At 60.8% G+C, this 15584-nt stretch carries 13 protein-coding genes; 8 read left to right on the top strand and 5 right to left on the bottom strand.

Going from position 1 to position 15584, the window contains the following annotated elements:
- The first annotated feature begins 52 nt into the window (after nucleotides 1–52).
- The 4 genes from dksA to DK870_RS09965 are packed head-to-tail and all read left to right on the top strand — an operon-like array spanning nucleotide 53 to nucleotide 3343.
- Complete coding sequence (dksA, locus tag DK870_RS09950) at nucleotides 53–457, top strand: RNA polymerase-binding protein DksA (protein WP_161548560.1); 405 nt, start codon at nucleotides 53–55, stop codon at nucleotides 455–457.
- Nucleotides 458–483: 26 nt separating this feature from the next.
- Nucleotides 484–1692: a zinc metallochaperone GTPase ZigA gene (gene zigA / locus DK870_RS09955; RefSeq protein WP_161548562.1), complete on the top strand. Its 1209-nt coding sequence runs from the start codon at nucleotides 484–486 to the stop codon at nucleotides 1690–1692.
- Complete coding sequence (locus tag DK870_RS09960) at nucleotides 1692–2336, top strand: DUF1826 domain-containing protein (RefSeq protein WP_090367874.1); 645 nt, start codon at nucleotides 1692–1694, stop codon at nucleotides 2334–2336. The genes zigA and DK870_RS09960 overlap by 1 nt, the downstream gene beginning before the upstream one ends.
- A gap of 44 nt (nucleotides 2337–2380) precedes the next feature.
- Entirely contained in the window at nucleotides 2381–3343 is a 963-nt protein-coding gene (locus DK870_RS09965; protein ID WP_161548564.1) for a GTP-binding protein, read from the top strand.
- On the opposite strand, the gene DK870_RS09970 is transcribed toward DK870_RS09965, so the two are convergent.
- On the bottom strand, nucleotides 3337–3732 hold the full coding sequence (locus DK870_RS09970) for a DUF3301 domain-containing protein (RefSeq protein ID WP_060756613.1): 396 nt from the start codon (nucleotides 3730–3732) through the stop codon (nucleotides 3337–3339). The genes DK870_RS09965 and DK870_RS09970 overlap by 7 nt on opposite strands.
- A gap of 117 nt (nucleotides 3733–3849) precedes the next feature.
- Between DK870_RS09970 and pdxY the strand changes: the two genes are divergently transcribed.
- Nucleotides 3850–4722: a pyridoxal kinase PdxY gene (pdxY, locus tag DK870_RS09975; RefSeq protein WP_104995055.1), complete on the top strand. Its 873-nt coding sequence runs from the start codon at nucleotides 3850–3852 to the stop codon at nucleotides 4720–4722.
- On the opposite strand, the gene DK870_RS09980 is transcribed toward pdxY, so the two are convergent.
- Entirely contained in the window at nucleotides 4723–5205 is a 483-nt protein-coding gene (locus DK870_RS09980) for an acyl-CoA thioesterase (RefSeq protein WP_016978672.1), read from the bottom strand. It lies immediately after the preceding gene.
- Nucleotides 5206–5496: 291 nt separating this feature from the next.
- On the opposite strand from DK870_RS09980, the gene DK870_RS09985 reads away from it, so the two are divergent.
- A complete protein-coding gene (locus DK870_RS09985; protein ID WP_161548565.1) occupies nucleotides 5497–7260 on the top strand; it encodes a cation:proton antiporter in 1764 nt (587 codons plus the stop codon).
- Between the two features lie 17 nt (nucleotides 7261–7277).
- Here the strand turns inward: DK870_RS09985 and DK870_RS09990 are convergent, their stop codons facing one another.
- The 3 genes from DK870_RS09990 to uvrD form a co-directional block, all read right to left on the bottom strand.
- On the bottom strand, nucleotides 7278–7685 hold the full coding sequence (locus tag DK870_RS09990; protein WP_034129154.1) for an SMI1/KNR4 family protein: 408 nt from the start codon (nucleotides 7683–7685) through the stop codon (nucleotides 7278–7280).
- A 135-nt stretch (nucleotides 7686–7820) separates the two neighbouring features.
- On the bottom strand, nucleotides 7821–8693 hold the full coding sequence (locus DK870_RS09995; protein WP_161548567.1) for a Tim44 domain-containing protein: 873 nt from the start codon (nucleotides 8691–8693) through the stop codon (nucleotides 7821–7823).
- Between the two features lie 290 nt (nucleotides 8694–8983).
- Complete coding sequence (gene uvrD / locus DK870_RS10000; protein ID WP_161548569.1) at nucleotides 8984–11167, bottom strand: DNA helicase II; 2184 nt, start codon at nucleotides 11165–11167, stop codon at nucleotides 8984–8986.
- 278 nt (nucleotides 11168–11445) lie between these two features.
- Here uvrD and DK870_RS10005 point away from each other — a divergent pair, with 278 nt between their 5' ends.
- Nucleotides 11446–14319 carry an EAL domain-containing protein gene (locus DK870_RS10005; RefSeq protein WP_060756619.1) on the top strand — a complete coding sequence of 958 codons (2874 nt, stop codon included), beginning with the start codon at nucleotides 11446–11448 and terminating at the stop codon, nucleotides 14317–14319.
- Between the two features lie 163 nt (nucleotides 14320–14482).
- Nucleotides 14483–15349 (top strand): transcriptional regulator HexR, encoded by an 867-nt coding sequence (gene hexR, locus DK870_RS10010; RefSeq protein WP_003177007.1) that lies wholly within the window; start codon nucleotides 14483–14485, stop codon nucleotides 15347–15349.
- The last annotated feature ends 235 nt before the right edge of the window (nucleotides 15350–15584 follow it).

A 15584-nucleotide genomic window follows, 5' to 3' on the forward strand; every position in this document is an offset into this window, starting at 1 on the left:
TGTGTTGTTATACTATAACATTAAAAACCGCCTGACCCATGAACCGTTTCCCATGACTGAGCAAGACCTCCTGGCCCAACCGCCCGCCGATTACATGAATGAGGCCCAGCAAGGCTTCTTCCGCGAGCTGTTGCTGGCCCAGCGCAATGAGCTGCAAGCGCGTATCGACGCCGAGTTCCTGGCGTTACGCGAGCAGGAAACCAACAGCGACCCGGCGGATGTCGGCAGCGCCGAAGAACAGCGCCAATGGCAACTGCGCCTGCTGGAGCGCGAAAAGAAGCTGTTGGACAAGATCGACGACGCCTTGGAGCGGCTGGCCCACGGCGAATACGGCTGGTGCCGTGAAACCGGCGAGCCTATCGGCCTGCAACGTCTGCTGCTGCGTCCCACGGCCACCCTGTGTATCGAAGCCAAAGAACGTGAAGAGCTGCGCGAACGCCATAAACGGGCGATTTGACCGGCCCCCCTGATGAGGACTACCTGATGACCCACCGTCTCCCCGTTACTGTGTTGTCCGGCTTTCTCGGCGCCGGTAAAAGCACGCTGCTCAACTACGTCCTGCGCAACCGCGAAAACCTGCGGGTAGCCGTGATCGTCAACGACATGAGCGAAATCAACATTGATGGCAGCGAAGTTCAGCGTGACGTCACGCTCAATCGTGCCGAAGAAAAACTGGTGGAAATGAGCAACGGCTGCATCTGCTGCACCTTGCGTGAAGACTTGCTGGAAGAAGTCGGAAAACTCGCCAAGGAGGGTCGTTTCGATTACCTGCTGATCGAATCCACCGGCATTTCCGAACCGTTGCCCGTGGCTGAAACCTTCACCTTTCGCGATGAAAACGAGCAGAGCCTGGCCGACATTGCCCGCCTGGACACCATGGTCACGGTGGTCGACGGCATGAACTTCCTGCTCGACTACCAGGCCGCCGACAGCCTGGCCTCGCGGGGCGAAACCCTGGGTGAAGAGGATGAGCGCTCCATCACCGACCTGCTGATCGAGCAGATCGAGTTCGCTGACGTGATCCTGATCAGCAAGATCGACTTGATCAGCAGCCGCGAGCGCGAAGAGTTGATGGCCATTCTTGAGCGCCTGAACGCCCACGCGGAAATCATCCCGATGGTCATGGGCGAAGTGCCGCTAGCCAAGATCCTCAACACCGGCCGCTTCGACTTCGAGCGCGCCTCCCAGGCGCCGGGCTGGTTGCAGGAAATGCGCGGTGAGCATGTGCCGGAGACGCAGGAGTACGGCATCGCGTCCACGGCATACCGCGCGCGTCGCCCGTTTCATCCGCAGCGTTTTTTCGACTTTATCGACCGTCCGTGGGTCAACGGCAAGCTGCTGCGTTCCAAGGGTTTTTTCTGGCTGGCCAGCAAACATCAGGATGCAGGCAGTTGGTCTCAGGCGGGAGGGTTGATGCGCCATGGTTTCGCCGGTCGCTGGTGGCGTTTTGTGCCGAAAAGCCAATGGCCTCAAGATGAAGAAAGCATCGCGGCGATCATGGGCAACTGGCAATTGAGCACCGGCGACTGTCGCCAGGAGCTGGTCTTCATCGGCCAGAACATCGACTTCGCCCGGATGCTCGCCGAACTGGACGCGTGCCTGCTCACCGATGAAGAAATGGCCCTGGGCGTCGAAGGATGGCGTCAGTTGGTCGATCCCTTCGGCCCTTGGTATGAAGAGGTTGCAGCCTGATGCTCGCCCCGGTTATCACGCCGTTGCCGGTGATCCGCCAGACATGCGGCGAAACCCCACTGACGCTGGCCGACATTCTTGAAGACGGCGTCAACCTGGCACTCTGGCAGCGCCCATTACCGCTGCATATCGCTGAGTTTGGTGCCTTGCTGGTGGCGCTCAACGAGCCGTTGGCCGAGTCCCTGGTGATCGAGCTTAACCATGAGAATGCCGTACCGGACTTGCAGGGCTTGGCGTCCGGTTGCCGAGATCTGGAAGGCTACGAAGGTTTTATCGCCGATGTGTCGTGGCTGGTCAGCGCCTTTGCGTGTCTGCTGGGCGCCAAGCGGGTGGGGGTGCGCCTGCGGCTGTTGGACAAGGCCATGTGCCCACGTTTTCACGTCGACCATGTGCCGGTGCGATTGATCACCACCTATGCCGGGGTCGGTAGCCAATGGTTGCGCGAAGGCGAGATGGACCGCCGTAAACTGGGGCAGCCGCAGGCCGAACCCGTCGAGCGCATCGAACAGATTCGCTGTGGCGAAGTCGCCCTGCTCAAGGGCACTAAATGGCATGGCAATGAAGGGCATGGTTTGATTCACCGCTCACCAGCGCTCAACGCAGATGAGCGACGGTTGATCCTGACGCTGGATTGGCTTGCATAACCGCGTAGGATCAAGCTTTCTACACGTCCTGAATGATGCCCCTCATGCTGCAGAACATTCCCACCCATGTGATTGCCGGGCCATTAGGGGCCGGCAAGACCAGCTTGATCAAGCATCTGCTTGCCCAGCGCCCGGCCAACGAACGTTGGGCCGTGTTGATCAACGAGTTCGGACAGATCGGCCTGGACGCCGCTTTGCTCACCCAGGAGGACGATGGCATTGCCCTGGGCGAAGTGGCCGGAGGCTGCCTGTGTTGTGTGAACGGTGCACCCTTCCAAGTGGGCCTGGGCCGTTTGCTGCGTAAGGCCAAGCCGGATCGCTTGTTTATAGAGCCCTCGGGCCTGGGCCATCCGGCGCAATTACTCAAGCAACTGCGGGACGCGCCCTGGCAGCAAGTGTTGGCGGTGCAACCCTGTGTGCTGGTGCTGGACGCCCAGGCGTTGTCGGCGGGCAAAGTCTTGCCCGAAGCGCAACGAGAAACACTGGCCCATGCCGGCCTGCTGGTCCTGAACAAGGATGAGTCGCTGGATGCCGCTCAGCGCACGGCTATTGAACGACAACTGCCCGGCTACCCGCTTTACTGGACCCGGCAGGCGCAACTGCCGTTGGCGCAATTGCCAGGCTTGAGTTCAAATGCGACGACGGCTGTGGATAACATCCCAATGCCCACCCGTCTTGCGCAGATGCCGACCGTCTGGGACGACCCCGCGCAGCCTATCTGCCTGAGCCAATCTCAAGAGGGCGGCTGGAGCATCGGATGGCGCTGGCACCCTGGCCAGCAATTCGATACGCGGCGCCTGCATCAATGGCTGGCAAGCCTGGAATGGCGCCGTGCCAAGCTGGTTATCCACAGCGGCGAAGGCTGGGTTTCGGCTAACGCTGTGGATAACAGCCCGCTCATCTGGCAACCCAGCGAATGGCGGCGCGATTCACGCCTGGAATTGATTTTCAGCGAACCACAGGACGTGGCCGCGTTGCAGCATGCGCTGGCCGCCTGCCGTCAGTGACGGTGTTTGGTGGCATGGTCCTGACGCCACTGGCTCAGCTCAATCACCTCGGCGCTGGGCAGGGGAGTCTTGATCTCGAACGGGTAGGGCGCCAGTTCGATCTGGGCGCTGTGGGCGCCAAACTGGGTAATGGTCCCGGGATGACGGGTTTCCCCGGTCACGGTGAACTCGAAGTTATAGATCCGTGCCAGACGCCGCCGTCCGTTGGCATCCTTCACAAAACCGATGCGTTTCAACGCCACCGCGCCATCGAGCAGTTCGATGTCGAGCTTGGCGCAATGCTGTTTGACCCGTTCCAGCGCCCGCTCGCGCAGGCCGTGGTTGTGCCATACCCAGGCGGCACCGGTCGCCAGCAGCATCAACACAAAGATGTTTCCCAGGGTCAGCATGCGATGAACTCCAACAAAGTGAGAGCAGCTTAACTGTGTCGCTGGTCTGTCGTACAGGCTGCGTTTAGTCGCATACTGCCCGGCCAGAATTTCAATGGCTTTACGGAAATCTCCCGCATGAAACGCACACCTCATCTGCTTGCGATCCAGTCTCATGTGGTCTTTGGCCACGCCGGAAACAGCGCCGCCGTGTTCCCCATGCAGCGGGTCGGGGTGAATGTCTGGCCGCTCAACACGGTGCAGTTCTCCAACCACACTCAGTATGGCCAGTGGGCAGGAGAAGTGTTGGCGCCACAGCAAATTCCGGCGCTGGTGGAAGGTATTGCCGCGATTGGTGAGCTGGGTAACTGCGACGCGGTGCTGTCGGGTTACCTGGGCAGCGCCGCTCAGGGGCGTGCGATTCTCACCGGGGTGGCGCGCATCAAGGCCATCAACCCCAGGGCCCTGTACCTGTGCGACCCGGTGATGGGGCATCCGGAAAAAGGCTGCATCGTGCCTCAGGAAGTCAGCGATTTCCTGCTCGATGAAGCCGCTGCCATGGCAGATTTCCTGTGCCCCAACCAACTGGAGCTGGACAGCTTTGCCGGGCGCAAGCCGCAATCGTTGTTCGACTGCCTGGGCATGGCCAAAGCGTTGCTGGCGCGGGGGCCGAAAGCGGTGCTGGTCAAGCACCTGGATTATCCGGGCAAACTCCCGGATGGTTTCGAGATGCTGCTGGTGACGGCGGAAGGTAGCTGGCACCTGCGCCGGCCGTTATTGGCTTTCCCGCGCCAGCCGGTGGGGGTGGGCGATCTGACATCCGGGCTATTCCTGGCGCGGGTGCTGTTGGGCGACAGCCTGTTGGCGGCCTTCGAGTTCACGGCGGCAGCGGTGCATGAAGTCCTGCTGGAAACCCAGGCCTGCGCCAGTTACGAGTTGGAACTGGTGCGAGCCCAGGATCGTATCGCTCATCCACGGGTGCGCTTCGAGGCTACACCGATCGGGCTGTGATCAAGCGTCAGCCTTGATTTCCTGGTAGCGCTTTTCCAGCTCCTGGCGGATCTGCCGGCGCTGCTGGGCCTGCACGAACCGGCGTTTGTCTTCGCTGTTCTGTGGCTGCAGCGGCGGTACGGCGGCAGGTTTGCGCTGGTCGTCCACGGCCACCATGGTGAAGAAGCAGCTGTTGGTGTGACGCACCGAGCGCTCACGGATGTTCTCGGTCACCACTTTGATGCCCACCTCCATTGAGGTGTTGCCGGTGTAGTTGACCGAGGCGAGGAAGGTCACCAGCTCGCCGACATGGATCGGTTCGCGAAAAATCACCTGGTCGACCGACAGCGTGACGACATAGCGCCCGGCATAACGGCTCGCGCAGGCGTAAGCCACTTCGTCGAGGTATTTGAGCAGGGTGCCGCCGTGGACATTGCCTGAGAAGTTGGCCATGTCAGGGGTCATCAATACCGTCATCGACAGCTGGGCGTTTCCGGGTTCCATAGCACACTCACGGGTTGTAGGCATCGGTTGGGGGGCACCTCTGCGGGTGCTGAAATCTTTGCAGCGTTCTCCCTAACGGGACGCCGGTGAGCGGCTTGCCGTCACGCCGGGACCGATCTGTTTCCATATATTGCACCGGCTTTCTGTCGGAAGTCGCGGTGTTAACCTTCAAAAGCCCATCTCAGGGCATTTCTTACGATCAAGGCAGACTTTTCCCTCCGCACTTTGCGACAGTTCAAAGGCGCGGGTGGAAGTGGGAAAAGCGCCGGTACCCTCAAGGAGCCCCTCGCCATGCACGCCATCAGCTTTATCCAGGATCTGGCCGTGATCATGCTGGTGGCAGGGGTTGTTACCATCCTGTTTCATCGCCTCAAGCAGCCGGTGGTGCTGGGTTACATCGTCGCCGGCTTCATCATCGGCCCGCATACCCCGCCGTTCGGCCTGATCCACGACGAAGACACCATCAAGACCCTTGCCGAGCTGGGGGTTATCTTCCTGATGTTCTGCCTGGGCCTGGAGTTCAGCCTGCGCAAGCTGTTCAAGGTGGGTGCCACGGCGTTTATCGCAGCCTTCCTGGAGATCATCCTGATGGTCTGGATCGGCTACGAAATCGGCCGCTGGTTTGACTGGAACACCATGGACTCGCTGTTCCTCGGCGCGATCCGGGCGATCTCCTCGACCACTATCATCGTCAAGGCGCTCAATGACCTGAAGATGAAAAACCAGCGTTTCGCCCAGTTGATCTTCGGTGTGCTGATCGTCGAAGACATTCTTGGCATCGGCATTATCGCCTTGCTGTCGAGCATTGCCGTCAGTGGCACAGTCAGTTCCGGTGAGGTGTTCTCCACCGTGGGCAAGCTTTCACTGTTCATGATTGTGGCGCTGGTCATCGGCATTTTGCTGGTGCCACGCCTGCTGGCCTACGTGGCCCAGTTCGACAGCAACGAAATGCTGCTGATCACAGTGCTGGGCCTGTGTTTCGGCTTTTGCCTGCTGGTGGTCAAGCTCGAATACAGCATGGTGCTGGGGGCGTTCCTGATCGGTGCGATCATGGCCGAATCCAGGCAGTTGCTTAAGATCGAACGCCTGATCGAGCCTGTTCGCGACATGTTCAGCGCGATTTTCTTTGTAGCCATCGGCCTGATGATCGACCCCCAGATCCTGCTGCAGTACGCCTGGCCGATTGCGGTGATCACCGTAGCCGTGGTGCTGGGCAAGATGCTTTCCTGCGGCCTGGGCGCCTTTATCGCCGGCAATGATGGGCGCACTTCCTTGCGGGTGGGCATGGGGCTGTCACAAATTGGCGAGTTTTCCTTCATCATCGCGGCGCTGGGGATGACGCTTCAGGTGACCAGCGATTTCCTGTATCCGGTCGCAGTGGCGGTGTCGGCGATCACCACGCTGCTCACGCCGTACTTGATTCGCGGGGCCGATCCACTGTCGTTGAAGCTTGCTGCGGTGATGCCCAAGCGCCTGGGCCGGGTGTTCGGGATGTATGGCGAATGGTTGCGCAGCATTCAGCCTCAAGGGGAAGGCGCGATGCTGGCGTCGATGATCCGCAAGATCATCCTGCAGGTGGGAGTGAACCTGGCGCTGGTGGTGGCGATCTTCTTCGCCGGCAGCTTTTTTGCGGTACGTATCGGTGGGTATCTGCAGGGTTGGATCAGTGATCCGAGCTGGCAGAAGGCATTGATCTGGGGGGGAGCACTGCTGCTGTCGTTGCCGTTTTTGATTGCGGCGTATCGCAAGCTCAAGGCGCTGTCGATGTTACTGGCGGAGATGAGCGTGAAACCGGAGATGGCCGGGCGGCATACCCAGCGTGTACGACGGGTGATCGCCGAGCTGATCCCGATCCTGTCGTTGCTGGTGATCTTCCTGCTGTTGGCAGCCTTGTCGGCCAGTATCCTGCCGACCAACAAGCTACTGGTATTGATCGCCGTGGTGACTGCGGCGGTGGCGGCGGTGCTCTGGCGGTGGTTCATCCGCGTGCATACGCGGATGCAGGTCGCCTTGCTGGAGACGCTGGATAACCACAAGGATACGCCGGAGCACTAGAGGTCAGGCAACGGGGCTCAGCTTTCCAGCCACACGTCCCGTGCCCAGTGCCACACCGACTCCCAGGTTTCTTCGGTGACGAGTTCTTCTTCGCCGGACCACAGCACCACGGTGCCGTCTTCTTCGACGCAGTAGTAGTCGTCGCCGTCCTGGCAGATCGGAATCAGGCTGCGGTCAACCCCGGCATCCCAGGCGTTTGCGGCCACGTCGGGCAGGTAGGTATGGGATTGCGGGTCAGTCACGGTCACGGGCTCGAGGCTGCCGTACACCACGTCGCTGACGGTCAGCAGGAATTCGCGGAAGACAAACGGGATATCGATGAACAGCTGTTCCTCGATTTCCACCAACAGGTCTTCGTCAGGCAGTTCCAGAGGAACCGGGACCGGTTCATTGGCTTCACGCAATTGTTCGATGATTTCTTCCACGGCCGGGATCCTCTTGCTAGTTGGCGCGGTTTATAGAGGCGTTTTATACAGTAGCTCGCTATAAGTGCAACCGTGAAATAGAAAACCCCGGAACAGGTCCGGGGTTTTATTACCAAGTGCTCAAGCGCGCAGTTATCAGCCGTTCTGGCGGATACCTGCGACCAGCCAAGGCTGGTTGTCGCCTTGGGCGCGTTCCATGTTCCAGCTTTCGCTGAACACTTCGCCCTGGTCGAAACGCGAGGTCTTCGACACGCCGCTGAAGGTCAGGGTGGCGATGGTCTTGTCGGCGCGATCATCCACACCGTCCAACTGGACGCGCAGGTCGTCGATGTAGGTCGACTGGAAGCCGTCGCCCAGATCGGCGCGTTCGCGCTTGAGGAACTCCAGCAACTGCGGGGTCACGAACTCGGCGATCTTGTCCATTTCGTTGGCGTCCCAGTGTTGCTGCAGGGACTGGAAGTGGTTGCGGGCAGCTTCGACGAAGCGTTCTTCGTTGAACCAGGCGGGGGCATTGATGACCGGGCGTGCGGACGCAGGAGCAGCCGAACCACCGAAGATCGAACCCATGGCAGGTTTTTGTTCGAACACCTCACGCTGCATCGGCGCGCCGGCTGGAGCCAGGTGCTCCTGTTGCTTGCGTCGACGAGCGGCGATAAAGCGGAAGATCACAAAGGCGATGACCGTCAGGATCAGGATGTCGAAAATCTGCATGCCCTGGAAGCCGCCACCCATGAACATGGAGGCGAGCAGGCCGCCGGCGGCGATACCGGCCAGAGGGCCCAACCAGCGCGAAGCACCGCCGGCCTTGGCAGCAGCGCCCGCGGCACCGGCTGCACCAGCGGTTGCGGCAGCGCCGCCCATGCCGCCGGCGGACGGAGCCATCTGGCTGGTCTGGTGAGTCGGTGCCGAGCCCATGCTTTTGCCGCCACCGAAGCGTTTGGCGTTGGCGTCGAGGCTCATCGTCAGGCCGATGCACAACGCCATGGCGATGCTAAGAAAACGTTTCATAAAGGGAATTCCCATTTGTGGATTGCACGCGCGCCATGTTGCACAGGTGTCGTGACAGTGGCTAGCGACATAATGTTTCGGGCTTTTGCGTAAGACCGATTCCGAAGGGTCTGTAGGACTAGTTACAGATATTGGCCCGCAACGCCGAAAAACAAGAGAAGGCCAGGACTCTTCACACCGATCGTTCCCACGCTCCGCGTGGGAATGCCTCATGTGACGCTCCGCGTCATGACCTGAACGGTGGACGCAGAGCGTCCAGGGCTGCATTCCCACACAGAGCGTGGGAACGATCAGACGGCTTCGAGCTTCGCGTAACCCATCATCAGCCACTTGCTGCCTTCGGCGAAATTCACCTGTACCCGTGCCTGGGCGCCGGCGCCTTCGAAGTTGAGGATCACGCCTTCACCAAAGATCGCGTGCCTGACCTGCTGGCCAAGGCTGAATGGGGTTTCCGGAATGTCCGAACCGGCAAACATGCTGCTGGAGTTCTGCTGCTGGCCGCCGCCGAACGGGCGGCTGACGCTGTTGGACAGGCGCACTTCCTGAACCAGGCCTTTGGGCACTTCACGTACGAAGCGCGACACCTTGTTGTAGGTCTCGCTACCGTAGAGGCGTCGAGTCTCGGCGTAGGTCATCACCAGGTTCTGCATCGCGCGAGTGATGCCCACGTAGGCCAGCCGGCGTTCTTCCTCAAGGCGACCGGGCTCTTCCAGGCTCATTTTGTGCGGGAACAGGCCTTCTTCCATGCCCACCAGGAACACATAGGGAAACTCCAGGCCCTTGGCGCTGTGCAAGGTCATCAACTGGATACTGTCTTCATGCTCATCGGCCTGGGTATCGCCGGCCTCCAGCGAAGCATGCCCAAGGAAAGCGGCGAGCGGAGTCAGCTCTTCGTCTTCCTCGGTGTTTTCGAAGGCGCGGGCGGCGCTGACCAGTTCCTCAAGGTTTTCTACCCGAGCCTGGCCTTTCTCGCCTTTCTCCGCTTCGTGATAGGCGATCAGCCCGGATTGTTCGATCACGGTCTGGGTCATCAAGTGCAGCGGCATGTCGGCACACTTGGCGGCCAGGTTCTCGATCAGCTCGACAAACACGCCCAACGCGCTGGCGGCGCGGCCGGTGAGGCCTTTATTGGCGATCAGCAGGCGCATGGATTCCCACATCGACACATCGGCATGGCGCGCATGGTCGCGAATTGCTTCGACGGTTTTTTCGCCGATGCCACGGGCCGGGATATTGATCACCCGCTCCAGCGCCGCATCGTTGCCACGACCTTCCAGCAGGCGCAGGTAGGCCATGGCATTCTTGATTTCCGCGCGCTCGAAGAAGCGCTGGCCACCATAGATGCGGTACGGGATACGCTCGCGCAGCAAGGCTTCTTCGAGTACCCGCGATTGGGCGTTGGAGCGATACAGAATCGCGATATCGCTGCGTGCCAGGCCGGTTTTCAGCGCGCTTTCGATGGTTTCTACCACGTAGCGGGCTTCATCGTGCTCGTTGAACGCGGCGTACAGGTTGATCGCCTCGCCTTCGCCGCCATCGGTCCACAGCTCTTTGCCCAGGCGCCCGGTGTTGTTGGCGATCAAGGCGTTGGCGGCCTTGAGGATACCGGCGGTGGAGCGGTAGTTCTGCTCCAGGCGGATGGTGACCGCGTCCGGGAAGTCTTCGGAATACTGGTAGATATTCTCGATTTTCGCGCCACGCCAGCCGTAGATCGACTGGTCGTCGTCACCGACCACCATCAGGCTGTCGCCACCTTTGGCCAGCAGGCGCAACCAGGCGTACTGCACGGCGTTGGTGTCCTGGAACTCGTCCACCAGGATGTGGCGGAAGCGTTTCTGGTAATGGGCCAGCAAGCCTGGGTTGTCACGCCACAGGTCAAGGGCGCGCAGCAGCAGTTCGGAGAAGTCGATGACACCGGCGCGCACGCAGGCCGCCTCGTAGGCTTCATAGATACTGCGCATGGTGGCCAGGAACAAATCGCCGCTGGCCTGGATATGTTGCGGGCGCAAGCCCTCGTCTTTCTGCCCGTTGATGAACCATTGCGCCTGTCGCGCCGGCCAACGCTGTTCATCGAGGCCCAGTTCACGAATCACCCGCTTGACCAGGCGTTGCTGGTCGTCACTGTCGAGGATCTGGAAGGTCTGGCTCAGGCCCGCTTCCTGCCAATGTGCCCGCAACAGGCGGTGCGCCAGGCCGTGGAACGTGCCCACCCACATGCCGGCCGGGCTGATGCCCATCAACTGCTCGATGCGATGACGCATTTCGGCAGCGGCCTTGTTGGTGAACGTCACCGACAGGATGGAATGCGGGGACGCGTTCTCGACCTGGATCAACCAGGCGATACGGTGCACCAGCACTCGGGTTTTACCGGAGCCAGCACCGGCCAGGACCAAGTGACGGCCAACGGGGGCCGCTACGGCCTGGCGTTGGGCATCGTTGAGGGAGTTCAGCAAAAGAGAGAGATCATCGCGCATCGGCGCATTCTAGGGTGCTGGGGGGAGACGGGCAAATCCCAATGCCGGGTGGTCGATGCAATGTGTCAGGCGCGGCGACGACCGGCTGTCATTGCGCCGCTGGTGATGACCGGTTGGTCATGGGCCGCAACCCGCGCAGCGTCTCGCTCAAGCTGTGCGGCCGCGATCTTTGCACACAAATATCGAGCGGCTTTTATGACATGGAGCAGTTTGGCCCACGCGTTTGCTTGTGTATGCTCCGTCGACGTTTCGGGCTCACCATTACAAGAACACTGCCTATGACCCTCAGCACCGACCTGCCTGGCACCTCGGCGGCGCCCGCACAGGTCATCCGTAAAGACTATGCAACCGAGATGGCGGTAGAGCGCACGCGTCTGCTGTATCAGGGCTCGCTGCTGCCCACCTTATTAATGCTGGTCAATGGCCTGGTCTGCGCCTGGCTGTTGTGGAGCCCCAAGCTGTACGTGCTGGACAGCATCTGGCTGGTCTGGTTGCTGGCCCTGGTGGCGATGCGCGTCATTCAGGTGGCGGCCTTCGAGTCAGCCATGCCCAGTCGCCAGGCCCAGCCGATCTGGCAGCGCATGTTCATGCTCGGCTCGACAGTCAGCGGCTTGACCCTGGCCATCGCCGCCATTGCGCTGGTGCCGGCCGACAGCTTTATACAACAGGCCTGGGTGTTCGGCCTGCTGGGGGCCGCAGCGTTGTCGGCCAGCGTGGCCTATGCCGTGAGCCTGCCGGCGTTTCTGTCGTTTGCCATGCCGTGCCTGGTGCCGACCATCCTTTATCTGTTCTGGAGCGGTGGCCCGCAGCAGCAAGGCTGGGGTGTGCTGGGCCTGATCCTGCTGGCGTCCTTGAGCCTGGTCGCCTGGCAGGTCAACCGCCTGATCCAGCGCGGGTTGCTGCGACGCTTCCAGAACCAGGCCCTGATCGAGCATCTGCAGCAGGCACAGCAACGCAGTGAACAGTTGAATCAGGAACTGGTACGCGAAGTCGAACAGCGCCGTCAGGCTGAACAGGAACTGCGCGACGCCCAGACCGGCCTGCAAGATCGTGTGGCACAACGCAGCCAGGAGCTGGACGCCGCCAGCCTTGCCCTGGACAAGAGCGAAGCGCGCCTGGCCATGGCCTTGCAGGCCAGCGAGCTGGGCCTCTGGGACTGGAACCTGCAAACCGACGAAGTCCATCACACCCAGCTCAAAGAGCTGTTCGGGCTGGAGCCGGAGTACGTCACGGCGATGCTCAGCCACCTGAAGCCGCGCCTGCACCCCGAGGATCTGCCGCTGCTCAAGCGTGCCTTGGTCGAACACCTGAAAGGCCGCAGCGAGGACTATCAGGTGGAATATCGCGTGCGTCACGGCGACGGCCATTGGGTGTGGATCGAAGACCGGGGGCGCGCGGTGGAGTGGGCGCCCAGCGGACGGGTAACGCGCATGCTCGGCACTCGTCGTGATATCAGTGCCGGCAAGGCGCTTGAAGAGCAGCAGCGTCTGGCTTCAACGGTATTCGAGGCCGCCAGCGAAGGCATTGTGATTCTCGACCCGGATTATGTATTGATCGCCGTGAACCAGGCGTTCAGCCGTGTCACCGGCTTCGAAATCGACGACATGATCGGCCGTAACGTTGTGGAATTACCCAGCAGCCGCGATGCGCGCCGTCACTTCCCGGTGATCCGCCAGGCCCTGCTCAGCCACGGCACCTGGCAAGGTGAACTGGTGGAAACGCGCAAGAACGGCGAGCTGTATCCGCAGTGGCTACAGCTGAATGTCGTACGTGATGTGCGTGGAAAAGTCAGTCATATCGTGGGCTTTTTCGCCGATTTGTCGGCGCGCCGCGAATCTGAGGAGCGCATGCGCTACCTCACCCATTACGATGAATTGACCGGCCTGGCCAACCGCTCGCTGTTCCGCGAACGCCTGCGTGAGGCCCATGCGCGGGTGCGCCAGGGCGGGCGCAGCCTGGCGCTGCTGCATATCAATCTGGATCGCTTCAAGCTGCTTAACGACAGCCTGGGCCATGAAGTCGCCGACCAATTGCTGCAAAAAATGGCACGCCGCTTGATCAACGCGTTGCCCGAGGCCGATACCATTGCGCGGCTGTCCGGCGACGAGTTTGCAGTGCTGTTCGATGCCTACGGCAACCTGTCGAGCCTGGCGCGGGTGGCCACGCGTCTGCTGGCCAAGCTGCGGGTGCCGGTGACGGTGGAGGGGCACGAGCTTGTGGTGAGTGCCTCGATGGGCGTCAGCCTGTTGCCGGATAACGCGCGGGAAATTTCCGCATTGGTCAGCCAATCGAACATGGCCATGCAGCATGCCAAACACTTGGGCGGCAATAACTTCCAGTTCTATACCGACAGCCTGCAAGCCAGCACCCTGGAGCGATTGCAGCTGGAAAACCAGCTGCGCAAAGCCATCGACGAGCGTCAGCTCACGGTGTTCTACCAGCCGAAACTGTGCCTGGCCACTGGCACCCTGAACGCCGCCGAAGCACTGGTGCGCTGGGAACACCCGCAGTGGGGCATGGTGCCGCCAGGGGACTTTATCGGTTTGGCAGAAGAGACGGGTTTGATCGCACCACTGGGCGAATTCGTGCTGCGCCAGGCGTGCTGGCAAGCGTGTGAGTGGCAGCGCCAGGGCCTGGCGCCGATCCGAGTGTCGGTGAACCTGTCGGTGCACCAGTTGCGCCATGGCAAGCTGGTCAGCCTGGTGCGCCAAGTGCTGGAAGAAACCGGCCTGGACCCGCAATACCTCGAACTGGAACTGACCGAAAGCCAGCTGCTCGACAGCGTCGAGCACATCATCGCGACCTTCCAGCAACTGCGTGACTTGGGGGTGAAACTGGCTATCGATGACTTCGGCACCGGTTATTCGTCCCTTAGCTACCTCAAGCGTATCCCGGTGGACTACGTGAAGATCGACCAGGCATTCATCCGTGGCCTTGGCCAAGGTCGTGAAGACGCCGCGATTACCCGTGCAATCATCGCCATGGCGCACGGGCTGTCGCTCAAAGTGGTGGCGGAGGGTGTGGAAGACCAGCAGCAGCTTGATTTCCTGCGCAGGGAGCGTTGCGATGAAGTGCAGGGCTACCTGATCAGTCGGCCGATGCAGGCGCAGGGGCTGGCGCAATTGTTACGGAAAAATGCAGATTTTCCTTAGCGACCGCGAGAGCGCCTTTGTGGCTACCAAAGTACCTGCCCTTTGATTCAAAGGGCAGCAGGGCGATTTAGTGATGCATCGGACGGGCAAAACGACAATTCTTGTAGTATAACTACAAGCTTGCTACATCCCTGGCGTCTGCCAATAACAAGAGTCCTGCCCTTTGAACCTGTTGCAACATATCGCCCAGTCGCGCCACCTGTTACGCAAATCGGAACTCAAGGTTGCCGATCATGTGCTGCTTGATCCTGCGGCCGTGATGCACAGTTCCATGGCCGACCTGGCCCACAGCGTGGGCATCAGTGAGCCGACCATCGTGCGCTTCTGCCGCGCTATCGGTTGCTCGGGGTTCCAGGACTTGAAACTCAAGCTGGCCCAGAGCCTGGCGGCCGGTGCGAGTTTTGGGCAGTTTGCGATCCATGAAGATGACTCCGTCGCCGACTACAGCCTGAAGATTTTCGACACCACCTTGCACACGTTGATGGAAGTGCGCGAGAAGCTCGACCCGGTAGAGCTGCAAAAGGCGGTGACCGCCATGTCCCAGGCCCAGCGTGTCGAGTTCTATGGTTTCGGTGCATCCGGCGCCGTCGCGGCTGACGCCCAGCACAAATTCTTTCGTCTGCTGCTGACTGCCGCGGCCTACAGCGACCCGCACATGCAGGCAATGTCGGCGGTGACCTTGAAGCCTACCGACGTGGCGATCTGCATCTCCCAGTCGGGCCGTTCCAAAGACCTGCTGATTACCGCCAACCTGGTGCGCGAAAGCGGCGCCTCGCTGATCACCCTGTGCCCTAGCCAGACACCATTGGCGGAGTTGTCCACGGTCAACCTGGCGATCGATGTGCACGAAGACACCGAGATCTACACCCCGCTGACCTCGCGTATTGCTCACCTGGTGGTGATTGACGTGCTGGCGATGGGCGTGGCTATGGCGCGTGGTCCGAGCCTGGTCAACCATCTCAAGAGCGTGAAGCGCAGTTTGCGCAGCCTGCGTCTGTCGCCCAAATCCGTCAAAGCCCTGGACGACTAGAAGCGGTATGCAGATTCAAATGTGGGAGGGGGGCAAGCCCTGATGCCAGTCAGTTAAGCGATTGAGTCGACGACGGATAACCTGTGGGAGGGGGCTTGCTCCCGATGGACTGCGTAACAGGCCCATTTTTGAGGCCGCTGCGCGGCCTATCGGGAGCAAGCCCCCTCCCACATTGGGTTCCTGTGTGTCGAGAATCTTCATCAGGTTGTCATCGCCCCGTCATCCCCCAAGGCCA

This window comes from Pseudomonas sp. Q1, from assembly GCF_009935975.1.
Taxonomy (GTDB): domain Bacteria; phylum Pseudomonadota; class Gammaproteobacteria; order Pseudomonadales; family Pseudomonadaceae; genus Aquipseudomonas; species Aquipseudomonas palleroniana.